Origin of the sequence: Burkholderia contaminans (assembly GCF_029633825.1) — a bacterium.
Taxonomy (GTDB): Bacteria; Pseudomonadota; Gammaproteobacteria; order Burkholderiales; family Burkholderiaceae; genus Burkholderia; species Burkholderia contaminans.
This window is the reverse complement of sequence record NZ_CP090642.1, coordinates 666,579-688,596: the sequence shown is the minus strand read 5'-3', so window position 1 is coordinate 688,596 and position 22,018 is coordinate 666,579. Positions and strand designations below refer to the sequence as shown.

At 66.8% G+C, this 22,018-nt stretch carries 20 protein-coding genes; 8 read left to right on the top strand and 12 right to left on the bottom strand.

Annotated features, from left to right (window positions below):
* The first annotated feature begins 135 nt into the window (after positions 1–135).
* Positions 136–873: an OmpW/AlkL family protein gene (locus tag LXE91_RS35265; RefSeq protein WP_039371914.1), complete on the top strand. Its 738-nt coding sequence runs from the start codon at positions 136–138 to the stop codon at positions 871–873.
* Positions 874–916: 43 nt separating this feature from the next.
* On the opposite strand, the gene LXE91_RS35260 is transcribed toward LXE91_RS35265, so the two are convergent.
* From LXE91_RS35260 to LXE91_RS35225, 8 genes are all read right to left on the bottom strand, one after another.
* Complete coding sequence (locus LXE91_RS35260) at positions 917–1,918, bottom strand: LysR substrate-binding domain-containing protein (RefSeq protein WP_039371915.1); 1,002 nt, start codon at positions 1,916–1,918, stop codon at positions 917–919.
* A 531-nt stretch (positions 1,919–2,449) separates the two neighbouring features.
* Positions 2,450–3,943: an aldehyde dehydrogenase gene (locus LXE91_RS35255; protein WP_039371916.1), complete on the bottom strand. Its 1,494-nt coding sequence runs from the start codon at positions 3,941–3,943 to the stop codon at positions 2,450–2,452.
* Positions 3,944–3,959: 16 nt separating this feature from the next.
* Positions 3,960–5,291 carry an NAD(P)/FAD-dependent oxidoreductase gene (locus LXE91_RS35250; protein ID WP_039371917.1) on the bottom strand — a complete coding sequence of 444 codons (1,332 nt, stop codon included), beginning with the start codon at positions 5,289–5,291 and terminating at the stop codon, positions 3,960–3,962.
* A 6-nt stretch (positions 5,292–5,297) separates the two neighbouring features.
* Positions 5,298–6,185, bottom strand: coding sequence for a dihydrodipicolinate synthase family protein (locus LXE91_RS35245; protein WP_039371918.1), 888 nt, complete (start codon positions 6,183–6,185; stop codon positions 5,298–5,300).
* A 161-nt stretch (positions 6,186–6,346) separates the two neighbouring features.
* A complete protein-coding gene (glyA, locus tag LXE91_RS35240) occupies positions 6,347–7,642 on the bottom strand; it encodes a serine hydroxymethyltransferase (protein ID WP_039371920.1) in 1,296 nt (431 codons plus the stop codon).
* A 176-nt stretch (positions 7,643–7,818) separates the two neighbouring features.
* Positions 7,819–8,700 (bottom strand): glycine betaine ABC transporter substrate-binding protein, encoded by an 882-nt coding sequence (locus LXE91_RS35235; RefSeq protein ID WP_039371921.1) that lies wholly within the window; start codon positions 8,698–8,700, stop codon positions 7,819–7,821.
* Between the two features lie 153 nt (positions 8,701–8,853).
* Positions 8,854–9,741: an ABC transporter permease gene (locus LXE91_RS35230; protein WP_039371928.1), complete on the bottom strand. Its 888-nt coding sequence runs from the start codon at positions 9,739–9,741 to the stop codon at positions 8,854–8,856.
* Entirely contained in the window at positions 9,738–11,027 is a 1,290-nt protein-coding gene (locus tag LXE91_RS35225; protein WP_039371930.1) for a quaternary amine ABC transporter ATP-binding protein, read from the bottom strand. Before LXE91_RS35225 ends, LXE91_RS35230 begins: the two co-directional genes overlap by 4 nt.
* Positions 11,028–11,626: 599 nt before the next feature.
* Between LXE91_RS35225 and LXE91_RS35220 the strand changes: the two genes are divergently transcribed.
* On the top strand, positions 11,627–12,217 hold the full coding sequence (locus LXE91_RS35220) for a dimethylsulfonioproprionate lyase family protein (RefSeq protein ID WP_039370035.1): 591 nt from the start codon (positions 11,627–11,629) through the stop codon (positions 12,215–12,217).
* A gap of 17 nt (positions 12,218–12,234) precedes the next feature.
* On the opposite strand, the gene LXE91_RS35215 is transcribed toward LXE91_RS35220, so the two are convergent.
* The 3 genes from LXE91_RS35215 to LXE91_RS35205 are packed head-to-tail and all read right to left on the bottom strand — an operon-like array spanning position 12,235 to position 15,764.
* Complete coding sequence (locus LXE91_RS35215) at positions 12,235–13,389, bottom strand: porin (protein ID WP_039370033.1); 1,155 nt, start codon at positions 13,387–13,389, stop codon at positions 12,235–12,237.
* A 33-nt stretch (positions 13,390–13,422) separates the two neighbouring features.
* A complete protein-coding gene (locus LXE91_RS35210; protein ID WP_039370030.1) occupies positions 13,423–14,394 on the bottom strand; it encodes an aliphatic sulfonate ABC transporter substrate-binding protein in 972 nt (323 codons plus the stop codon).
* 47 nt (positions 14,395–14,441) lie between these two features.
* Positions 14,442–15,764, bottom strand: a complete 1,323-nt coding sequence (locus LXE91_RS35205) for an LLM class flavin-dependent oxidoreductase (protein WP_039370029.1) — start codon at positions 15,762–15,764, stop codon at positions 14,442–14,444.
* Positions 15,765–15,906: 142 nt separating this feature from the next.
* Between LXE91_RS35205 and LXE91_RS35200 the strand changes: the two genes are divergently transcribed.
* Positions 15,907–16,959 (top strand): LacI family DNA-binding transcriptional regulator, encoded by a 1,053-nt coding sequence (locus LXE91_RS35200; protein WP_039370027.1) that lies wholly within the window; start codon positions 15,907–15,909, stop codon positions 16,957–16,959.
* Positions 16,960–17,132: 173 nt separating this feature from the next.
* Here the strand turns inward: LXE91_RS35200 and LXE91_RS35195 are convergent, their stop codons facing one another.
* Entirely contained in the window at positions 17,133–17,702 is a 570-nt protein-coding gene (locus tag LXE91_RS35195; RefSeq protein WP_039370025.1) for a lipocalin family protein, read from the bottom strand.
* Positions 17,703–17,952: 250 nt separating this feature from the next.
* Here LXE91_RS35195 and LXE91_RS35190 point away from each other — a divergent pair, with 250 nt between their 5' ends.
* From LXE91_RS35190 to LXE91_RS35170, 5 genes are all read left to right on the top strand, one after another.
* Positions 17,953–18,564, top strand: a complete 612-nt coding sequence (locus tag LXE91_RS35190) for a sigma-70 family RNA polymerase sigma factor (RefSeq protein ID WP_039370023.1) — start codon at positions 17,953–17,955, stop codon at positions 18,562–18,564.
* Positions 18,561–19,295, top strand: coding sequence for an anti-sigma factor (locus tag LXE91_RS35185; protein ID WP_039370020.1), 735 nt, complete (start codon positions 18,561–18,563; stop codon positions 19,293–19,295). Before LXE91_RS35190 ends, LXE91_RS35185 begins: the two co-directional genes overlap by 4 nt.
* A 153-nt stretch (positions 19,296–19,448) precedes the next feature.
* On the top strand, positions 19,449–20,282 hold the full coding sequence (locus LXE91_RS35180) for a DUF1295 domain-containing protein (protein WP_039370018.1): 834 nt from the start codon (positions 19,449–19,451) through the stop codon (positions 20,280–20,282).
* Complete coding sequence (locus LXE91_RS35175; protein ID WP_039370013.1) at positions 20,279–21,379, top strand: SAM-dependent methyltransferase; 1,101 nt, start codon at positions 20,279–20,281, stop codon at positions 21,377–21,379. Before LXE91_RS35180 ends, LXE91_RS35175 begins: the two co-directional genes overlap by 4 nt.
* Entirely contained in the window at positions 21,376–21,996 is a 621-nt protein-coding gene (locus LXE91_RS35170) for a lipocalin family protein (protein WP_039370010.1), read from the top strand. Before LXE91_RS35175 ends, LXE91_RS35170 begins: the two co-directional genes overlap by 4 nt.
* The last annotated feature ends 22 nt before the right edge of the window (positions 21,997–22,018 follow it).

The window sequence follows — 22,018 nt, the reverse complement described above, 5'->3', positions numbered from 1 at the left end:
GGCGACGAGGGATTCCCGGTCGCCCGGATGACTATCGCGCTTCAAGGCAGTACGCGCCGTTTGATCAGTAATCCATACGAGTTTTGAAAATTGAATCGCCATTCGTAAAACGAATCGAGACGGAGGAGACACGAGATGAATTTCAACAGGACGACGAGCGCCGCAAATATCGCGGCTTGTATCTGCATGGCTTCGCTTGCGGGCCATGCGAATGCGCAGACGGCCGGCAGCATCACGACGTCGGTGGGATGGCTGCACATTGCGCCGCAGGGGGACGCGACGCCGCTGACCGTGCAAAGTGTCGGCGGCGTAACGGTGAATCAGCAGATGACCGGTACCGGCGCACATGCGAGTTCGACCGACACGATGGGCATCACGACCGAGTATTACGTCACGGACAATCTGGGTGTCGCGATACTTCTGGGCATGCCGCTGAAAGTGAACCTGATCGGCGACGGCACCCTGCAGAAGTACGGCACGCTCGGCACGACACGGCCGATGCCGCCCGCGATCGAGCTTCGCTACCACCTCTTTGCAGCCGCATCGAAATTCCGTCCGTACCTCGGCATCGGCGTGAACTATACGTGGTTCACGCAGGTTCGCGCGACCAACAGCCAGTTCATTACCGACAGCTTCGGCCCCGGCGGCTCGGCGCGTGCGACCCTCAGCGCATCGTGGAACCCCGTGTTCGAGATCGGCGCGAATTATGCGCTGACGAAGCACTGGTCGGTCGGCACCTCGGTCAACTACATGCCGGTGAAGACCCACCTCACGCTGTACGGACAAACCGCGACCGGCACGCCGGTGGTGTCCACCTCGACGCTCCGGCTCAATCCGCTGAGCGTGTTCCTGAACGTCGCCTATACGTTCTAGCAGAGCGGGCCGGATGCCGATCGAGGCTGGCCGGGGCAGCGTGTCATCGACCGATCTCGACGCCGGCATCGAGCCAGTCGCGCATCATGATGGCGACCTCGTCACGCAGCCACTGACGGAACAGTCGGTACTCCGGCCGCGAGTGCGCATTCCTGTGCGTGATCAGGTAATGATGGCGATCACGAAACACGAGGACATCCTGCACCGGGCGCACCAGCACGCCCGCGTCGATCTGCCGGTGCACGAGGTGGTGCCAGCCCAGCAGCGTGCCCTCGCCGGCCTCGGCCTGCGCGACGAGCAGCCGGTAGTCGTTGCTTTCCAGATACTTGCTCCCGGCCAGCGTCTCGGTGCCGTCGCTCTGCTGGAACCAGTTGCGCCACACGCGCCAGTCGACGTGCTCGCACACCTGGGCACGGCCGAGCATCGACAGGTTCAGCGTCGGGCACGACAGCAGGTCCAGCGGCTTCAGCGACCGGCCATGAAAATGCCGCTCGCGAAACGACGGACTGCACACCGGATACACGATGTCGTGGAACAGCGGTTCGGCTTCGAACTCCGGGGCGCGCGGCGGGTTCTTCGTGATGATCACGTCAGGCTCGATGAGGCCGTCGAGCTCCATGAAATGCTCGGTGACGATCACGTGCAGCTGGATATCCGGAAACCTTTCGCGAAACGCGGGCAGTCGCGACGACAGCCACAGTGCGGAAAACGTGTGCGACGCGCAGACCATCAGCGCGTGCTTGTCGGTCCGGCGCACGGCCTCCGCCGCCTCGGCGATGTTCATGATCGACAGGTACGACGCGTTGTACAGGACCCGCCCGGCATCCGTCAGCGCGATATGCCTGCCCGTGCGCTCGAACAGCGCGACGTCGAGCGAATCCTCGAGCTCCTTGATCTGCCGGCTGATCGCGGCCTGCGTCACGCACAGCACCTCGGCGGCCTGAGTGAAGCTTTCGTAGCGCGCCGCCGTCACGAAGCAGCGCAGCGCGCGAAGCGACGGCATCTGCGCGAGAAGTCGGTCGGCAAACAATTGCTTCTTCAACATGGCTTCCACTCTCAAAACGGCGGTCGGACGCTGCGCCGACGAACGCGTCGACGGCAGTCCCGCCGGCTGCCTTCGGTCAGTCTCGCCGCAAACCTTTCAATTGGCTGATATCGCAGCTTGCGCATCGGTTGGGCGGTTCGCAAGAACGAGGCGGCCGCGCAAACGGCGTCACGATGACGCCATTTTCGATCGATTGTGCACCGTATCGCTATTATCGGAAGCGATGACGGGGACGGCAACACGCACGTCCGGCAGACACCTACGCTCCATGCCTCGCCGATCCGCGGCACACCGCAGCCGGTACCGTCGCGGTGTCGCGTCGCGCCTCCAGATGCGGATCGCCCTTCCCTTCGCGCGCCACCTGCGGGGCGCTCACGGGCGATCGGCCGGTGACCATGCCCGCACAACAGGGTGCAGCACGACATCGTGGTCGATCAGCGGCAGCGCGCGCGCCGCCGAAACCGCTCCTCCAAGCGCCATCGCGGGCCGTGCGAGCCGTGCGGGCCTGGGATGCCGCGTGCTCCGCATCGCTCAGTCGAGCTTCAGCCAGGTGGTCTTCAGTTCGCAATATTGATCGTGCGCGTACACGGATTTGTCGCGGCCGCCGAACCCCGACTGCCTGAATCCGCCGAACGGCGTCGACAGGTCACCTTCGCCGAAGCAGTTCACCGTGACCGTCCCCGCGCGAATGCGCGCGGCGACCTTGTGCGCACTGTTCACGTTGTCGGTCCAGAGCGATGCAGCGAGCCCGTAGCACGTATCGTTCGCGATCCGCACCGCGTCGTCGACGTCGTCGTACTCGATGAAGCAGACGACCGGCCCGAACACCTCGTCGCGCGCGATGCTCATCCCGGGCGTCACCTGGTCGAAGATCGTCGGCTCGACGAACCAGCCGCCGGTTTCGGCGAGCATTGCCTGCCCGCCGCACACCACGTGTGCGCCTTCCGCCTTCGCCTTCTCGATATGGCCGAGCACCTTGTCGTAGTGCTTCTGCTCGATCAGCGCGCCGAGCTTCACGTCCGGGTCGAGCGGGTCGCCGGTCTTCCAGCCGTCGAGCACCGCCAAAACCTTCTCCAGCAGCTCCGCCTTGAGGCTCGACGGCACGAGGATCCGCGAGCCGGCGCTGCAGTTCTCGCCCATGTTCCAGAACGCGGCCGCGACCGCCTGTTCGGCGACCGCGTCGAGATTCGCGACGTCCGGCAGGATCACCTGCGGGTTCTTGCCGCCGCATTCGAGCACGACGCGCTTCAGGTTCGTATCGGCCGAGTAGTGCAGGAAGCGCTTGCCGGTTGCGGTCGAGCCGGTGAACGCGACGAGATCGACGTCCGGATGGCGGCCAATCGCCTCGCCTGCCTCGCCGCCGAACCCGGTGACGACGCTGAACACGCCCGGCGGCACGCCGGCTTCCCGCGCGAGATCGGCGATGCGCAGCGTCGACAGCGACGTCTGCTCGGCCGGCTTCACGACAACGCTGTTGCCCACCGACAGTGCGGGGCCGATTTTCCACGCGAGCATCAGCGCCGGAAAATTCCATGGCAGCACGGCGCCGACGACACCGATCGGCTCGCGCGTGATCATGCTGACGACACCGCTGCCGGACGGCGACAACGCGTCGTAGCGCTTGTCCGTCACCTCCGCGTGCCAGCGGATGCACGCGGCCGACTCGGGAATGTCGAGCCCCAGGCACTCGCCGATCGGCTTGCCGGCTTCCATTGCCTCGAGCAGCGCGAGTTCCTCCGCATGCTCGTCGATCAGTTGCGCGACGCGCAGCAGCACCGCCTTGCGATGCGCGGGCGCGGCCTTCGACCAGACGCCCGACTCGAATGCATCGCGCGCAGCCGCGACCGCGCGATCGACGTCGCGCTCGTTGCAGCGCGCGACTTCGGCGAGTACCTTGCCCGACGCCGGGTTGAGCGTCGCGAACGTCTCGCCCGACGCCGCCGCACTGCGCTCGCCCGCGATGAACGCGCGGCCGTCGAGCGACAACGCATTCGCCTTCTGCTTCCAATCCTGATGGGTCGTCATGTCGTTTCCTCAATAATCAAAGCTCGGCACCGGCCGAGAATTCCTTCGCCCAGATCGTCGCCGACACGGCAAGGTCGACGAGCGGCCGAACCGGCAGCGGCCGCGGATGCGGCTGCTTCAGCAACTGCTGCACGAGACTGTTCGATTCGCCAAGCGCGTATTCGGCGATCAGCTTGCCGGACGACGATCCGCGGCTCAGCCCGAGACCGTTGCAGCCGATCGCCTCGTAGAGACCGTCGTCGCGCTTGCCGAACAGCGCGCCGTTGTTCGCGGACAGGCACAGCGGCCCGCCCCACGTATATTCGAGTTCGACGCCACCGAGCATCGGAAAGCGGCGCTCGAACGAGCGCTGATGCAGATGCCGCGCCTTCGCAAGATCGGCAGGCGATACCCTCACGTCCGGCCTGAACGCGAAATGGTTGCGCACGCAAATGCGATCGGTGATCAGGCGCCGCACCGTCGTGCCCATCGGATCGGCCGGAATCACTGCCCACGACCGCATTCCGCCGAGCTTCGCGACTTCGTCGGCATTCATCTGCCGCGTGAGCGACGCGAACGTGTAGACCGGCAGCAATCCGTTCGAATGGATGCCGAAGGTCGCTGCGTACGCATTCGTGCACACGATGACCTGCTTCGCGACGATCGTGCCGCCGGCGAAGTGCAGCGCGCGCGTGTCGCCGCGCGGCTCGATCCGCGTGACCGGGCTGAGCTCGAATACCGTCACGTTGTCCGGCTGCGTGGCCGCGAGGCCGCGCATCAGCGCGGCAGGCTGCACCGTGCTGCAGCCCGGCGTGAACAGCGCGCCCGTGTAGAAGTCGGTGCCGGTCACGGCCCGGATGGCCGGCTGATCGAGCCACTCGAACGCTTCGCCGATGCGCGACAGGCCGTCCGCGAAATGCGTGAGCGCGGCGGCGCCCTTCCTGTTGACCGATGCGTGGAATTTGCCGTCGTCGCGCCAGTCGCAATCGATGCCGTAGCGCCGCACGATGTCGCGCACATAGTCGATGCCGTGCCGCTGGAACCGCACGTCGGCGCGGTCCTCGTCGATGCTGCGCGAGTAGCTTTCGCTGCTGATGTCGTGCGGCAGGTCGACGAAGAATCCGGAATTGCGCCCGGCGGTCGTACGGCCGATCCGGTCAGCCTCCACGAGCGCGATCGACGCGCCGGGCGCGAGCTCCGCGAGCCGGCGAGCCGCGCACAGCCCGGTGATGCCGCCGCCGACGACGACCCAGTCGAACCGGCAGTCGGACGTGACGGTGCGCGCGTCCGGTGCGGGCGGCAGGCTCTCCCACCAGCCGTTCATTCCGTCCGGCGCCGGAAACCGCGCGAATTCCAGATTCGAACGCATGATGAATTACCGGCCGTCGCGCAGCAGCGGCTTCACGAGCTTCGCGAACGCGTCGCGCTCGTCGCCCGACAGCGCGCCGAGCGGGGCGCGTGCGACCCCGACCGGCAAGCCGGCCAGTTCGCATCCGTAACGCACGTACTGGATGAACTTGCCGCTGCGCTCGAGCAGTTCGAGCACCGGCAGCAATTGCGCCATCAGCTTGCGGCCGGCCGCGAAATCGCCGCGCGTGACGCACGCGTCGAACAGGTCGGTGTGTGCTTCCGGCAGAAAGTTCGACGCGCCGCCGACCCAGCTGCGCGCGCCCCATGCGAAGAACTCGAGCGCCTGGTCATCCATGCCGCAGCTCAGCACGAGCCGGCCGCTGAAATGTGTGGACAGGTGATGCAGATGCGCGATGTCGCCGGTGCTTTCCTTCATCGCGACGAAATTCTTGCGCTCGAGCAGCGTCTCGAGAATCCCGTCGCCGATTTCGGTGCCGGTGCGGGCCGGAAAGTTGTACAGCATGATCGGCATGTCGAGCGCGTCGTCGATCGTGAGCAGGTGCGCGAGCAGTTCCTGCTGCGTCGGCTGCGCGTAGTACGGCGCCGCCACCAGCAGCGCATCCAGCCCCGCACGTTTCGCTTCGCGGCCGAGGCGCAGCACTTCCTTCGTCGTCGTCGCGTTGATGCCCGCGGTCAGGAACGTCTTGCCGCCGGCGGCAGCCGCGACCGTGTCGAACGTGCGCACGCGCTCGTCGAAGCTCAACGCGTAGTATTCGCCCGTCGTGCCGCCGATGCCGAGGCCGGACACGCGGCCGGCGAGATCGGCCGCATGCCGGCCCAGCAGTGCGTGATCGATTTCGCCGTCCGCGTCGACCGGGGTGACCAGCGGTGTGTGTACGCCCTCGAAGCTCATTTCAATTCCTCATTCAGGTGAGTGGGTGCCCGGTTCCCGCCATCACGCAGGGACGGGCACGGGACAAGACGTCGGCGCGCGCCGCGCGTGTTCCGCGCAGCCACGCCGATCGATTCGTCATGCGGTTCGAACCATGCGTCCGCCCGATCCGGTTCCGGCGATCAGGCAAACGCCTCCGCGTGGGCGTAGATCGGAAACTGGGCGCACAGATCGCGCACGCGAGTGCGGACCGCACGCTCGACGCCCTCGTCCCCGTCCGGATTGCGCGCGAGCGCCGCCAGGACCGCGAGGATCATGTCGCCGATCTGCTCGAACTGCGCGGGTCCGAAGCCGCGCGTCGTGCCGGCGGGCGTGCCGAGCCGGATCCCGGACGTGACGGTCGGGTTTTCCGTATCGAACGGAATTCCGTTCTTGTTGCAGGTGATGCCGGCACGCTCCAGCGCCTTCTCGGCCTGCATGCCGGTAATGCGCCGCGCGCGCAGGTCGACCAGCAGCAGGTGGTTGTCCGTGCCACCGGTCACGAGCGTCAGGCCGCCGGCCGTCAGCACCTGTGCGAGCGCTTGCGCGTTGCGCAGCATCTGGTCGATATAGCGCGTGAACTCCGGGCGCAGGGCTTCCGCGAAGGCCACCGCCTTGCCCGCGACGACGTGCATCAGCGGGCCGCCCTGCAGCCCCGGGAAGACGGCCGAGTTGATCTGCTTCGCGACGTCGGCGTGGTTCGTCAGGATGAAACCGCCGCGCGGGCCGCGCAGCGTCTTGTGCGTGGTCGACGTCACGACGTCGGCGAACGGCAATGGGTTCTGATGGCGGCCGGCCGCGACGATGCCGGCGATATGCGCCATGTCGACCATCAGCTTCGCGTCGACGCTGTCCGCGATCTCGCGGAACGCGGCGAAGTCGAGCGCGCGCGGATATGCGGAATAGCCCGCGATGATCAGCTTCGGCCGATGGCGTTGCGCGAGCCGGCGAACGTCGTCGTAATCGATGCGCAGCGTGTCCGGGCTCACGCCGTACTGCACCGCGTTGAACCACTTTCCCGACAGCGCAGGGCGCGCGCCATGCGTCAGGTGGCCGCCCGCATCGAGCGACATCCCCATCACCGTGTCGCCCGGCTTGACGAGCGCGAGCATCACCGCGCCGTTGGCCTGCGCGCCCGAGTGCGGTTGCACGTTCGCGTGGCTCGCGTCGAACAGCGCGCACGCGCGGTCGATCGCAAGTGCCTCGATCCGGTCGACATGGTCGCAACCGCCGTAGTACCGGCGCGACGGATAGCCTTCCGCGTACTTGTTCGTCAACACGGTGCCCTGTGCTTCCAGCACCGCCGCGGACGCGATGTTTTCGGATGCAATCAGTTCGATCTGCGTCTGCTGGCGACGCAACTCCAACGCGATTTCAGATGCGATCACCGGATCGCGGCTCTGGAGCGTTTCGGCAAAAAAGCGGGCGTTCTCGTTCACTGGGTGACTCCGCGACGCGGTTCATGACGTTCTGCGTGGATTCGAAGCACCGCGCGCTGCAAGGCCGGTGCCGTCGTGACGGCTCCAGGCCGCCGGGCCGCCGGCATCGGCCAGCGTCCGCGCGCGGCTTGCGCGGACGACGCGGCTCGCGTCGTCCACGTGGCCGGCGCGTGGCCTTATTGCTGCAGCCAGGCTTTCAGCTTCTCCGGATGGGTGTCGACGAACTTCTTCGCGGCGCTCGCGTAGTCGTTCGTGCTGTTGCCTTCGAACTCGATCGCCTCGACGTCGGCCAGCGTCAGCTTCAGGTGCTTGAAGAACACGTCGGCGCGCGGAAACTTGCCCGCGAACTTCTTCGACACGAACGCGTGGATCTGCTCGTCACCGCCCAGCGTGCCCTTCGGGTCCTTCAGGTAACGCATCTGCCACTTCTGGAACAGCCAGTGCGGGCTCCACACCGTCGCGACGATCCACTGCTTCGACTGGTACGCGCGCGACACGCTGGCCAGCATCCCGGCCTCGCTCGACGCCTGGAGGGTGTAGCCGTCCAGGCTGTAGCCCTTGATCGTCCGCTCCGACGCCTGCATCAGGCCGCCGCCCGGTTCGATGCCCTGGATCGTGCCGTTCAGCTTGCTCTTGACTTCCGGCTTGTTCAGGTCGGCGATCGACGACAGCGCCGATTCCGGCACGTAGGTCGGCACGGCCCAGCCGTTCTTGCCGCCGGTGTAGATAATGCCCACGTCATCCAGGTCGTTCTTGTACTTCGCGTAGTACGCGCCGTGCGTGACCGGCAGCCAGCCGCCGACCATGATGTCGAGATCGCCGCGCGCGACGCCCTGATACTGGATGCCGATGTCGGCCTGCACGAACTGCACCGGCTGCTTGAGCTGCGTCTCGAGCACGTACTTCGCGACGTTGGCCACCGCGAGCACGTCCGCCCAGTTGGTGACCGCGATCTTGACCGGCTCCGCCGCCGACGCGGCACCCACACCTGCGCTGCAGGCGACCACCGTCGATAGGGCAAGTTTCGCCAGAAGCGACTTGAACACATGGGCATTCATCTAGTACTCCTTTTTAATCACGCGAGTCTTTCGAAGATGAGGAACGCCTTCGATCGGCGTTTCCGGTCTCCACGCACTGCTACACCGGTTCCGCCGCGGCACCGTGGCCGCGGCGCTGCATCGTCCTTCGATGATCTTCGACTGCCGTGTCCGTCAGGTCCGTGCCGCGCCGCGCGGCTCTGCCTTGCCGGCACGCGCGAGCGGCCTTTTCACGTTCTTCTTCGCCTTCACGCCGAAGCTCTCGGTCAGTCGATCCAGCACGATCGCGAGCAGCACGACGCCGAGCCCGCCTTCGAAGCCGATCCCGATGTCGAGACGCTGGATCCCGCTCAGCACGTATTCGCCGAGGCCGCCCGCGCCGATCATCGACGCGACCACCACCATCGACAGCGCCATCATGATCGTCTGGTTCACGCCGGCCATGATCGACGGCAATGCGTTCGGCAGCTGGATCTTCCACAGCAGCTGCCAGTCGGTGCTGCCGAACGAACGGCCGGCTTCGATCAGTTCCTCGCGGACCTGCCTGATGCCGAGCGTCGTCAGCCTCACGACGGGCGGCATCGCGAACACGATCGTCGCGATCACCGCCGGCACGCGTCCGAGCCCGAACAGGATCACGGCCGGGATCAGGTACACGAACGCGGGCATCGTCTGCATGAAGTCGAGCAGCGAGCGCAGGATCATGCCGATCCGGTTGTTGCGCGCGCCCCAGATGCCGAGCGGCACACCGATCACGAGGCTGAAGAACGTCGCCGCGGTGACGAGCGCGAGGGTCGACACCGTCTGCGCCCACAGGCCCATGTAATGGATGACGAGCAGCGCGCAACCGACGAAGATCGAAAACACGACGCCCCGGCGCCACACTGCGAGGCCCACCAGGATCACGACCATCGCGATGAACGGTACGGCGGCGAGACCGTCCTCGAGCAGCTTCACGACCGCGCCGAGCCCCGCCGAGAACGTGTCGAAGCCGCCACGGAAATGCAGAAACAGAAAGTTGACGACGTTCTCCGCGAACTTCCCGATCACCGACGAATTCATGCTGCCCTCCGTTGCATCATCTGCTTGAGTATCGTCCGGCAGGACACGACGCCCGCCAGTCGTCCCGCTCCGTCCGTTACCGGCACGTCGTGCTGCTGCGTCAGCGCGATCGACGCAAGCCGATGCAGATCCGTATCGATCGACACCGCGTTGAAGTCGTTCAGGAACGCGTCGCGAATCGGCTTCGCGCCGGACCGGTGCAGCGTGGCGGGTGTGACGCAGCCAAGGTAACGGCCGGATTCGTCGCACACGTAGCCGCATTCCGCGCCGCTGTCGATCAGCTGGTTCAGATAGCGGTCGGACGGCGTGAGCGCATCGCTGCGAAGCAGCCCGCGCTCGACCGGCGTCATCATGCTTGATGCCTTCATGAAGCGCGACACGTCGACGTTGCGGAAGAAGTCCTGCACGTACGCGTCGGCCGGCGTCTGGATCAGTTCGGCGGGCGTGCCGACCTGGATCAGGCAACCGTCCTTCATGATGCCGATGCGGCCGCCGATCTTGACGGCTTCCTCGATATCGTGGGAGATGAACACGATCGTGCGCTGCTCTTCCTTCTGCAGGCGCAGCAGCTCGTTCTGCATTTCGAAGCGGATCAGCGGATCGAGCGCGGAGAATGCCTCGTCCATCAGCAGCACCGACGGATTCACCGCCAGTGCGCGGGCGAGGCCCACACGCTGCTGCATGCCGCCGGACAACTCGCTCGGCAGCAGTTTCTCGTACGAGCCGAGGCCGACGCGCTCCAGCGCCGCGCGCGCGACCTCGTAGCGCTGCGCCTTCCTGATCCCCGCGACTTCGAGCCCGTACGCGATGTTGTCGAGCACGGTGCGGTTCGGCAGCAGCGCGAACGACTGGAACACCATGGCCATCTTCTGGCGCCGGACGTCGCGCAGTTCCGGCGTCGACATCGGTGCGATGTCGCGACCTTCGAGCACGACCTGCCCGGCCGTCGGCTCGATCAGCCGGTTCAGCAATCGGACGAGCGTCGATTTCCCCGAACCCGACAGCCCCATGATCACGAAGATCTCGCCGGCGCGCACGCTCAGGCTCACGTCGTTGACCGCGACCATGTTGCCGGTTTCCGCGAAGATCTCGTTGCGGCCGACGCCGCGCTTCATCATCTCGATCGCACGCTCGGGCTTCGGACCGAAAATCTTCGACAGGTGCTTGACGGTCAGGATGTCCGTTCCCGTCGCGATACTCGACCGGGCAATCGACGGCGCACCGCCGGTGTGGATTGCCCCGGTGGGAAGTACGTCGCCCGGCGCAAACGTCATATTTGGAGCCATTCTGTCATCCCGACTGACTGGAAAGGGAAGCCGCGAACTTCGTGCGAGTCGTCATCGATAGCCCCCATGGCGTCGGCTCGATGCGGCTCCTGCGTGGTTGACGGCGCTGATGCAGTGAATGCAGCGTATCAATCCAATTTCGTCGCTCCAGATACATTTTCTGTGCGCTTTCCCATACCTTTGGTAATGCATCGTTTCGGGGCGAAAAGGCGTGTTCGCCGCAAAACGGTGCGAAATAGGCGAAACGCAATGCCGGCGCGGCTGTGCTGAATTTTGCGGGGGGGGGGCAGCGGCGCGCGCAGCGCGCGCAAGCGTCCGCTAGGGGAAAATCCCGACGCGGGGACTTCAGGGAAACTACCGAGAAATCAGGCTGGCAACTTCGCGAGCTGCTTTGGACCATGCGTACGCGATGAACTGCCCGCTGCCCCATATCAGGGTGCCGGCGGCGGTCGATCGACAGCGCGCATACCGAACGGCAGCCGCGGCACGCGGATGGCGGCCAATGCCAAGCCCGTCGCGCTTTTTCGCTGCCCGCATCGACAGGTTTCTGCCTAGACTTTCGCTGATCGGCCCACATCACTCAGGGAGCAGCGAGCAGCATGCATGAACGTCCGAAACCCATCGCGGATTTCGTCCGGATCGCCGGCGAACTGTTCCAGTCGGAAAGGCTTCCCGCCGCCGCGCGCGCGTTCGCACCGCACGTATTCGCCCGATTGCAGCAGCCGTCGGACAACGGCTTGCGCAACGCAACGCGCTACCCCGCGCGCGAATGGCTTGGCCCGGCGCTCCAGGCCGTCGCATGCGTGAACCCGACGTTCGCCGCCGTCGCGCGGCTGATCGGGTCGCTGGAGCCGGTAGTCGGCTGGACGCGCCGTACGTCAGGAAAGGACGGTAGCCCAAACTACATCGATGGGCACGTGAACGGAATGATCTGCGGGCCCGGCGGCGCCGAAAGCCGCGACGACATTCAACTCGGCTTCTCGCTGATGATGCCCGGCGTGCGGTACCCCGATCACGGCCACGCGCCGGAAGAAGCCTACGTGCTGATGACCGCCGGTGAATTCCGGCAGCAGAACGGCGAATGGTTCGATCCCGGGATCGGCGGCGGCATCCACAACCCGCCCGGCGCGCTGCATGCGATGCGCTCCGGCGACACGCCGTTCCTCGCGATCTGGTGTCTGCTGAATTGAACCGTCGACCGTTGCGATCAGAACGACGTCCTGATGCCAGCCGTCACCGCCCATGGGTCGAATCCCGGCGTCACCGTCGCCGCCGGGTTGTTCAGAAGTGCGAATCCCTGTGTCGAATGACGGTTGTTCAGGATCGTCGTCGCGAAGCCATACAGCTGCGTGCGCTTCGACAGGTAGTACACGTAGCCCACATCGCAAGCGATCGCACGCGCATCGCCATTCTCGATACGCCGCGACACGCCGACGTTGATGTCGCCGAATCCGACACGCACGCGCGCGTTGAGCAACGCGGCGGACGCGAACCATCCCGTGCCGTCGGTACGCTTCGAATACACGTAGTTCCCGCCCACCACCATGCGACCGAAATCGTATGCGGCGGTCAGTACATGCGTGAGCTGCGACGACGCGTCGGATGCCGTCGCGCTCGCGTAGTACTGGTAGCGGTTGAAGCCATAGCCGACCAGCACGCTGTTCTTCGCGTACTGGAGGTTCACGCCGACGTTGCGCGCGTTCAGCGTCTGCCCGGCAGGATCCTGCGCACCGAACGAATAGCCGATCTCGCTCGACCAGCCGCCGAGCGCTTCCGGCGTCCGGTAGCGCACCGCGTTACGGTAGAACCCGCCGGTGCCGCTCGAACCGAGCGTCGTCGTGTGTTCGAGCGACATGATCGCGGCTGGATTCGCGAGCCCGTACGTGCCGACATCGGACGCGAGAAACACCCAGTAGATCGGCAGGTACAGATAGCCGGCGTCGACGCTGCCGAACGGCCCCGACAGCCCGACCGATGCGCCGCGATTGAACTCGGTCGCGCCGCCTCCCATCCCCGTGTAGATATTGAAGCCCGTCTCGAGGCGGAAATTCGCGCGATAGCCGCCGCCGAGATCTTCCTTGCCGAGCAGCCCGAAGCGCGATGCCTGCAGGTTGCCGCTGGCCGCCGACGCGGTCGTTCCGGTCGTGCTGTTGAAGCGACCGTACTGCACGGCTGCATCGACGATGCCGTACATGACCAGCGTCGACTGCGCGTGCCCGGTGTGGCTGGCGCAGGCGAGCGCGACGGCACCCGCCGTGCGCAGCCCGGTTTTCAGCCGGGGCGTGAAGCGAAAGCGCCAGCGCAATGCGGCGGCGCGGCGAACGGGACGGATGGCGGCGGTACGGGAAGCGAGTCGGTTCATGACAGCGGCTCTGCGAGCGAGTGGAGTATCGAGTCAGCGGGTGAAGGAAACCGGGTGTGCAATGTCAGCGACCTGGATCGCACGCGGAATGACGTTCGCTCGACGGAACGTATCCGCAACGCGTTGCTGCGCGCCGAGCACGGTCGAATTGACGGGCAGCAGCCCGAATGCGGATCGCGCGAGATAGCGCTCGACGACGGGCTGCGGCACGCCGATCTCGCGAGCAATCAACTGCGCGGCGTCACTGCGATGGGCGGCCGTCCACGCGTCGCCGCGCGCGACCGCCGACAGCACATCCGACAACACCTCGGGGTGGGCCTTCGCGAAATCCGGCGCACCGAGAAAGAAGCTGTACGGCTGCACGATGCCCGACGCATAGTCGGCGATCGTGCGCACGCCGAGCGTCTGCTGGACGACCTCGAGATACGGATCCCAGATGACCCATGCGTCGACCTTGCCGCCTTCGAAGGCCGCGCGTGCGTCGGCGGGCGACAAGAAGGCGGGCTTGATGTCCGCATAGGTCAGGCCGGCTTTTTCGAGCGCAGCGACGATCAGGTAGTTCGAACTCGACCCGCGGGCGAATGCCACCGTCCGCCCTTTCAGGTCGGCGACCGATTTGAGCGGCGAGCCGTCGAGCACGATGATGGCCTCGTTGTGCGGGCCAGCGGGTTCGGCCGCCAGGTAGACGATCCGGCTGCCCGCCGCCTGCGCGAAGATCGGCGGTGGCGAGCCCGTATAGCCGAGATCGATCGAGCCGGCATTCATCGCCTCGAGCAGCGGCGGCCCGGACGGGAATTCGGTCCATGCGATGTCGAAGCCGCGCGCGGCGAGCGGCTTGTCGAGCGAGCGCTGCGCCTTCAGCAGCGTGAGCGGCGTGCCCTTCTGGTAGCCGATGCGCAGCGTGCGGGCGGTGTCGGCCTGCGCGCCGCCGGCGAATGGCATGGCGAACGCGGCCACGGCTGCAGCCTGTGCGGTGCGGAGAAACGAACGTCGGGAAAACGTCATGATCGGAGGTTCCTTATCGGATGGATTCGACGGGACGAATGTGTGCGCTACGCACGCACCGGTCGCGGCAGCCCAAGATGCTCGCGCAACGTGGAGCCGGTGTAGGCCGTGCGGAACAGCCCGCGCCGCTGCAACTCGGGCACGACGAGCGAACAGAACGCATCGAGGCCGCCCGGCAGTTCGGCCGGCATCACGTTGAAGCCGTCGGCCGCGTCGCGCTCGAACCACGTCTGCATCAGGTCGGCCACGGTTGTCGCACTGCCGACCACCGTCACGTGCCCGCGTCCCGCCGCGATGCGCAGCACCAGTTCGCGGATCGTCAGGCGCTCGTCGCCGGCCAGCGCGGTCAGGAGTGCCTGGCGGCTGCGCTGGCCGCTGTCCGTGAGCGGCAAATCCGGCAACGGACCGTCGAGCGGATAGCCGGACAGGTCGAAGTTGCCGAGCATCCGCGCAAGCATCGCGACACCCGCGACCGGATCGACGAGCGCCTGCAGCGCGTCGAAGCGCTCGCGCGCCTCGTCGTCGGTACGCGCGACGACGACCGACAGGCCAGGCATGATCTTCACGTCGCCCGGCGCGCGGCCCGCGGCGACCGCGCGCGCCTTCATGTCGCGGTAGAACGCCTGCGCGGCATCCAGCCGTGCGTGCGCGGTGAACACGACGTCGGCCGTCTGCGCGGCGAGGTCGCGGCCCGCCTCCGATGAGCCCGCCTGCACGACGACGGGCCATCCCTGCACCGGGCGCGGCACGTTGAGCGGGCCCGCCACGGAGAAATGCGGGCCGCGATGATCGAGCACGCGCAGCGTGGACGCGTCGTAGTACACGCCGCTCGCCTTGTCGCGCACGAAGCTGTCGTCGGCCCAGCTGTCCCACAGCCCCGTCACGACGCGATGGAATTCCCGGGCGCGCGCATAGCGCTCGTCGTGACCGACGTGTTCGGCGCGGCCGAAGTTGCGCGCCTCCGCCGCGTTGTCGGACGTCACGAGATTCCAGCCGGCCCGCCCGCCGCTGATGTGGTCGAGCGACGCAAACTTGCGCGCGATGTGATACGGCTCGTTGTAGGTCGTCGTCGCCGTGGCGATCAGGCCGATGCGCTCCGTGACCGCCGCGAGCGCAGGCAGCAGCGTCAGCGGATCGAGCCGGTCGGAACGGGCCGATCGCGCGGCGCCGTCACCCACGTTCGCGGCGACACTGTCCGCGATGAAAATCGCGTCGAAGCACGCGCGTTCCGCCGTGCTCGCCAGCGCCGCATACGCACGAAAATCCGTGCCGCCACCGGCCGGCACGTCCGGATGCCGCCACGCGGCTGCATGGTGTCCGGTCTCCATCAGAAAGGCCCCAAGGTGCATGAGGCGGGAAGCTGTCGTCATCCGATATCCTGTCGCGAAAGCAGCGCCTCACCACCGGGCCGCGCATCGTTTCGTGCTGGCGACCGCGCTTGGTTAGCGCTAACATTGCAGGCAGTTTCCCGTGGCGAATTTGCCGCGTCAAATAACGAAATCAGCGGAACATATGTCCGATTCGACTAAAAGCGATGCGCGTCCCCGCCGCACGTCGGGACGCCTGACCCTGCGCGATGTGGCCGAGCACGTCGGCGTGTCGCAGATCAGCGTGTCGCGCTATTTCCAGGATCCGGCGCGGCTGTCCGCGCCGCTGCGCGAGCGGATCGCCGATGCGGTCGCCGAACTCGGCTACGTGCCGAATCTCGTCGCCGGCGGGCTCGCATCGGCGCGCAGCCGTGTCATCGGCATGGTCATTCCGAACATCTCGGGGCCGATCTTTGCGAACACGATCCAGAGCTTCAGCGATGAGGTCACGGCACACGGTTACCAGTTGCTGCTCGCATCGAGCTATTTCTCGACGGATCTCGAGGAGAACGCGGTGCGTGGATTGCTCGGGTGGTCGCCGGCGGCGCTCGTGCTCACGTCGCACTTCCATTCCCCGGGAACCGAGGAACTGATCGAACAGACGCAGGTGCCCGTGCTCGAAACGTGGGACTTCCAGCCGCGGCGCAAACCGCTGCAGATCGGCTTCGTGCACCAGGAAGCCGGACGCATCGCGGCGCGTCATCTGGTGGAACGCGGCTATCGACGCATCGCGTTCGTACTGAACAGCGCGGCGGGCGACGCAAGCGCGCGCGAGCGGTGCGATGGTTATACCGAGATCATGCGCGAGCATGGGCGCGAGCCGATCGTGTTTGCACCGACCGAAGCGCAGCCGATGCACGCAGGACGCGAGGCGCTGCTCGCGCTGTGTTCCGCCCGCCGCACGGCCGACGCGATCGTCTTCGCGAACGACAACCTCGCGTTCGGTGCGCTGCTTTCCGCGCCCGGCGCGGGCATTCGCATACCGGAGCAATGCGCGATCGTCGGTTTCGGCGACTATCCGATGGCGGAAATGCTGACGCCCGGCCTGACGACCGTGCGGCCGCCCGCGAGCGAAATCGGCATCACGGCGGCCGCGCGGATCTTTCAGCTTCTGCAGGAGGATCCGCCGGCGCTCGACGCGCTTCGCAAAAGTCAGCGACCGATGTCGTGCCAACTGATTGTCCGGGCGAGCAGTTAACTGCCGAAGGCAACGAACCGGTTTTCGCGTTCAGCGAACGTAGACCCAAAGGCGTCATCCCGCCTTTCGCCGTCGCCGTCGCCGTCGCCATTGGCCACGACCGCGCGCATACGCGGCGCTCGGCGTTGCGCCCGGCCCGATGGCGCCGCGCACGCGTGCGGCGTGCGGTCGCCCTAATGCGCGGTGCGCCGCAACATCGTCGTGTCGTAACCGAGCGCCCGCACCCGTTCGACGAGCGCCGCGGCCTGTTCAGCGGAAGGCTTCGCATCGCGCGTCAGGATCCACAGGAACCGACCCGACGGTTCACCGACGATCGACCATGCGTAGTCGTCGGCGCGATCGAGCACCCAGTAATCGCCGAGGAAGAACGGCCCGAAGAACGACACTTTCAGCTTTGCGCCCCCGCTGTCCGCCACGATCCTAGCGCGCCCGTCGGCGCTTCGCGCGCGGCCGTCCGGCCCGCCTTCGCGGCAGGTATTGCGCACGCCGACGAGACCGTCTTCCCGCTTCGCATAGTCGGCCGTCACGCCGTCGCATCCGCGCTCGAAGCGGTTTTCATACCGCGCGAACTCGTACCATCTGCCGACGTAGCGATCGAGATCGACGGATTTCGCGGGTTGCGGAACGTGTGCATTCCCGCTGGGCCCGCCGGCGAGGCCTGCACATCCCGCCAGCACCAGGGCGGCGCCCGCCACGATCACGCCCGCCGCCCACAGCGGTCGGCCCACGATACTTCGCTTCATTGAATGACTCTCCAGACACGAAACCCGCTCATTGTGCACGCAACCGACGGTAGTCGGCCGCATCCGCGGCACGTTGCGGCTGCCTGCATCCGCGCGGACGCGTCGCTCGTATCTGGCTGAAGAGATCACAGCGGGCGTTGCGCTGCACAACGTGCAGCGGACGCGCCACCGATCGTTCGATCACATGCATCCGGGAATGCTATATTTCGCTCGACATTCACATCATGGCGGTCCGCGCCATCCACTTCGCATGAGCGACACGCCAGGCGGTGCCAGCGGCTTCGATCAGTCAGCCCCTTCGCGCGATGCCGATGCGGATGTCGCGCGCCGCGAACATCTGAACCGGGTGATGCTTCAGGCAGCAACCGGCGACCAGGCGGCTTTCGCGGAGTTGTACCGGCTGAGCGCGTCGCGGGTGTTCGGGACGATCGTGCGCATGCTTCACGATCACGGGGAAGCCGAGGATCTCCTCCAGGAGGTCTACACGACCGCATGGCGACGCATCGACGCGTTCGACCCGGCGCGCGGCGGCGCGATGACGTGGCTGATCACGCTGGCGCGCAACAAGACGATCGACCGCTTGCGGCAGCATCGCGACGCGCAACTCGACGACGAGCAGGCGCTGGAGCTTCCCGCCGAAGATCCGACGCCCGCCGCGCTGGCGGAGGCCTCGCAGGAGCGCCTTCGCCTCGAGCGATGCCTCGCGCAACTCGATCCGCAGCACGGCCGCGCGGTGCGCGAGGCCTTCTTCAGCGGCGCGACCTACAGTGAGCTGGCAGCGCGACTGCGTGTGCCGCTCGGAACCATGAAGAGCTGGATCCGGCGCAGCCTGATGCAGCTGAAGGTGTGCCTGGAGCAATGAATACGCCGGCCGATCACAATCCCGAATTGCGCTGCGCGGAATACGCGCTCGGCGTGCTCGACGCAGACGCGCGCCGCGAGCTGGAGCAGGCCGCCGCACGCGACCCGGCGTTGCAAGCCACGCTCGAGCGCTGGCAGCGCCACCTCGCCCCGCTCGCGGACGACGTCACGCCCGTCGACCCGCCCGCGCGAACCTGGACGAGGATCCAGCACCAACTGGGCTTCATCCCGCCGTCGCGCCCGCGCAGCGCCGCGCCATCCGACGGATGGTGGAACAACCTGAAACTGTGGCGCTGGGTCGGCATGGGCGCGAGCGTGGCGGCGCTCGGGCTGCTCACGGTCAACGTGATCCGGGTGGGCGAAGCGCCGCCGCGCCCCGCTGCCGAAGACAGCCGCTACATGGCGGCCACGCTGGCACAAGCGGATGGCGTCGCACGGTGGACCGCCACGGTCGACTTGCGGCGTGCCCGGATGGTCGTGGTGCCCGCGAACACGCCGCCGGTCGCCGCGGACCGCTCGACGGAGCTCTGGCTGATTCCGCCGAATGCGAAGCCGATCTCGCTCGGCGTATTCGCGTCGAACGCACCGGCGTCGATGACGCTGCCGCAAGCGATCGTCGCGCGACTCGATGCACGCGCGGTGCTCGCCGTATCGCTCGAGCCTCACGGCGGCTCGCCGAGCGGCCAACCCACCGGGCCGGTGCTCGCCACCGGCGCGATGCATACCACTTGACGCGCGCAACGCGCGCTCGACCCGTAAACGTAAAGCGCGGCGGCGTGCCGCCCGCTGCCGTCTCTCTCGACGAGATCACGCATCTCGTCGCATTCGTCTGCATCCGATCGGCCGCCGGCTCCGTATAAAGGGTATCGCGCCCTCGGAGCCCGTATGCCCGCCGTCGTCGTTGCCCTCCTCGCCTTCGTCGGACTGATCCTGTCCTTCACGGCGGTATGGATTGCCCAATTGCATTCCCGGAACGCCGGGATGATCGATCCGGTCTGGGCCGCGACGCTCGGCGGCGTAGCCGTGTTCGTCGCCGTGCTGGCGACCGGCCCGGAATTGAATCGTGCGCTCGTCGCCGCCGGCGGCGGCATCTGGGGGCTGCGACTCGCGCGACACCTGTGGCGGCGCAATCGCGGGCAGCCGGAAGACCCGCGCTATCGACAGTTCCGCCTGCAGTGGGGCGACGCCGCGCCGCGCAACATGTTCTGGCTGTTCCAGCTGCAGGCGCTGATCTCGATGCTGCTGTCGATCGCGTTCTTCATCCCCGCCTACAGCACGGCAACCCCGTCCCGGTTCGCGATTGCCGCGGCAGTGGCGATCTGGATCGCCGCGGTCGCCGGAGAGACTGCGTCCGACCGGCAGCTCAAGCGGTTTCTCGCGGATCCCGACCACGGCGGCCAGGTCTGTCGCGCCGGCTGGTGGCGCTATTCGCGGCACCCCAACTATTTTTTCGAGTGCGTGCACTGGCTCGCCTACACGGCGCTGGCGATCGGCATGCCGTGGGGCTGGCTGACGCTGTTCCCGCCACTCCTGATGGCATGGCTGCTGCTCAAGGTATCCGGCTTGCCGCTGCTCGAAGCGCGTCTGGTGCAAAGCCGGCCGGGCTACCGCGAGTACATGCGCACGACCAGCGCCATCGTTCCGTGGCCTCCCAGGCCGGCGCCCGGCCCTTCCCCCACTCGATCCGATCACCCTGAAGACCGGAGCACGCGATCATGACTGCTACCACCTCGCAACCGTCGCCGGCCTCGGCGGCGGCACCCAACGACGCCTGGCTGATTCGCTGCTGCGAGCGCGGCTGGCTGCCGGACCGGCTGATCCGGGCCGGCATGCGCTCGCTCATGCGGCAACGCCTGCGCGACGAACACGCGGATGACGGTGAACGGCGCGCGGCGGCCTACGACACGCTGGTGCGTGAACTGGGCGCGAGCCCGATCGCAATCGAGACGCTCGCGGCGAACACGCAGCATTACGAAGTGCCCGGCAGCTTCTTCGAGGCCCATCTCGGCCCGCGGCTCAAATATTCGTGCGGCTATTACCCGCGCGGCGACGAAACGCTGTCGCAGGCAGAAGAAGCCATGCTGGCGTTGTACGCGCAGCGCGCCAGGCTGGAGGACGGCCAGCGCATTCTCGACCTCGGATGCGGCTGGGGTTCGCTGTCGCTTTGGCTCGCCGAACGGTATCCGGCCGCGCAGATCGTCGGCCTGTCGAATTCGCACGGTCAACGCCACTTCATCGAGCGATGCGCGGCGCAGCGCGGGCTGACGAATCTGCGAATCGTCACCGGCAACGTGGTGGAGTTCGACTTCGATCCCGCGGATGCCGGTTTCGACCGCGTGCTTTCGATCGAGATGTTCGAGCACATGAAGAACTACGGGCAACTGCTCGCCAAAATCGCGCGCTGGATGCACGACGACGGCAAGCTCTTCGTGCACATCTTCGCGCACAAGCTGCTCGCCTATCACTTCGCGGTGCACGACGACACCGACTGGATGTCGCGCTATTTCTTCACGGGCGGGACGATGCCGTCGGCCGACCTGCTGCTGCGGTTCCAGGACGACGTGCGCATCGCCCGCCAATGGTGGCTCGACGGGACTCACTACGCCCGCACGGCCAATCAGTGGCTCGCGTCGCTCGATGCGGCGCGCCCCCGGGTCATGCCGATTTTCGAGACGGTCTACGGCGCCGACGCCCGCATCTGGTTCCAGCGCTGGCGGATGTTCTACATGGCGGTCGCCGAGCTGTTCGGCTATGCCGACGGGCAGGAATGGGGCGTCGCCCACTATCTGTTCGACAAGCGCCGGGTTCTCGCATGACGGCCGCGATCGCGTACCGGGTTCTCCGCCGTGCCGCCGTCACGGTCGTGACGGCGCTCGCGATCGGGGCCGCCGGGTGCTCGGGCAGCCCGCCGAACCCGAATCCGCGCGCCGCCGCTCCGCTGTCGACCGTACCCGTCGACCTGCCGCGCTACATGGGCCGCTGGTACGTGATCGCGAACATCCCGTATTTCGCGGAACGCCGCTTCGTCGGCAGCCGGGCCGAGTGGCGCCTGCGCGACGACGGCAGGATCGACGACGCATTCGTCGGCCGCAAAGGCGGCTTCGACCAGCCCGAGACGCACTATCGGTTCGTCGACGCCGTCAAGCCCGGCAGCGGCGGCGGCGAATGGCGCGTGCGGCTGTTCTGGCCGGTGTATGTCACGCAACTGACGCTCTACGTCGATCCCGACTACCGGTACACGATCCTCGGCTACCCGGGCAAGACGCTCGGCTGGATCTTCTCGCGCGAGCCGACGATGGACGAGGCCACCTATCGCTCGCTGCTCGCCCGGCTCGATGCGATGGGTTACGACACGTCGCGCTTCAGGCGGGTGCCGCAAACACCCGACCAGATCGGCAAGCCGGGCTTCGCGTCGCCCGGCGATCGCGAATGACCACCGCGCCTGCATCCGCCGC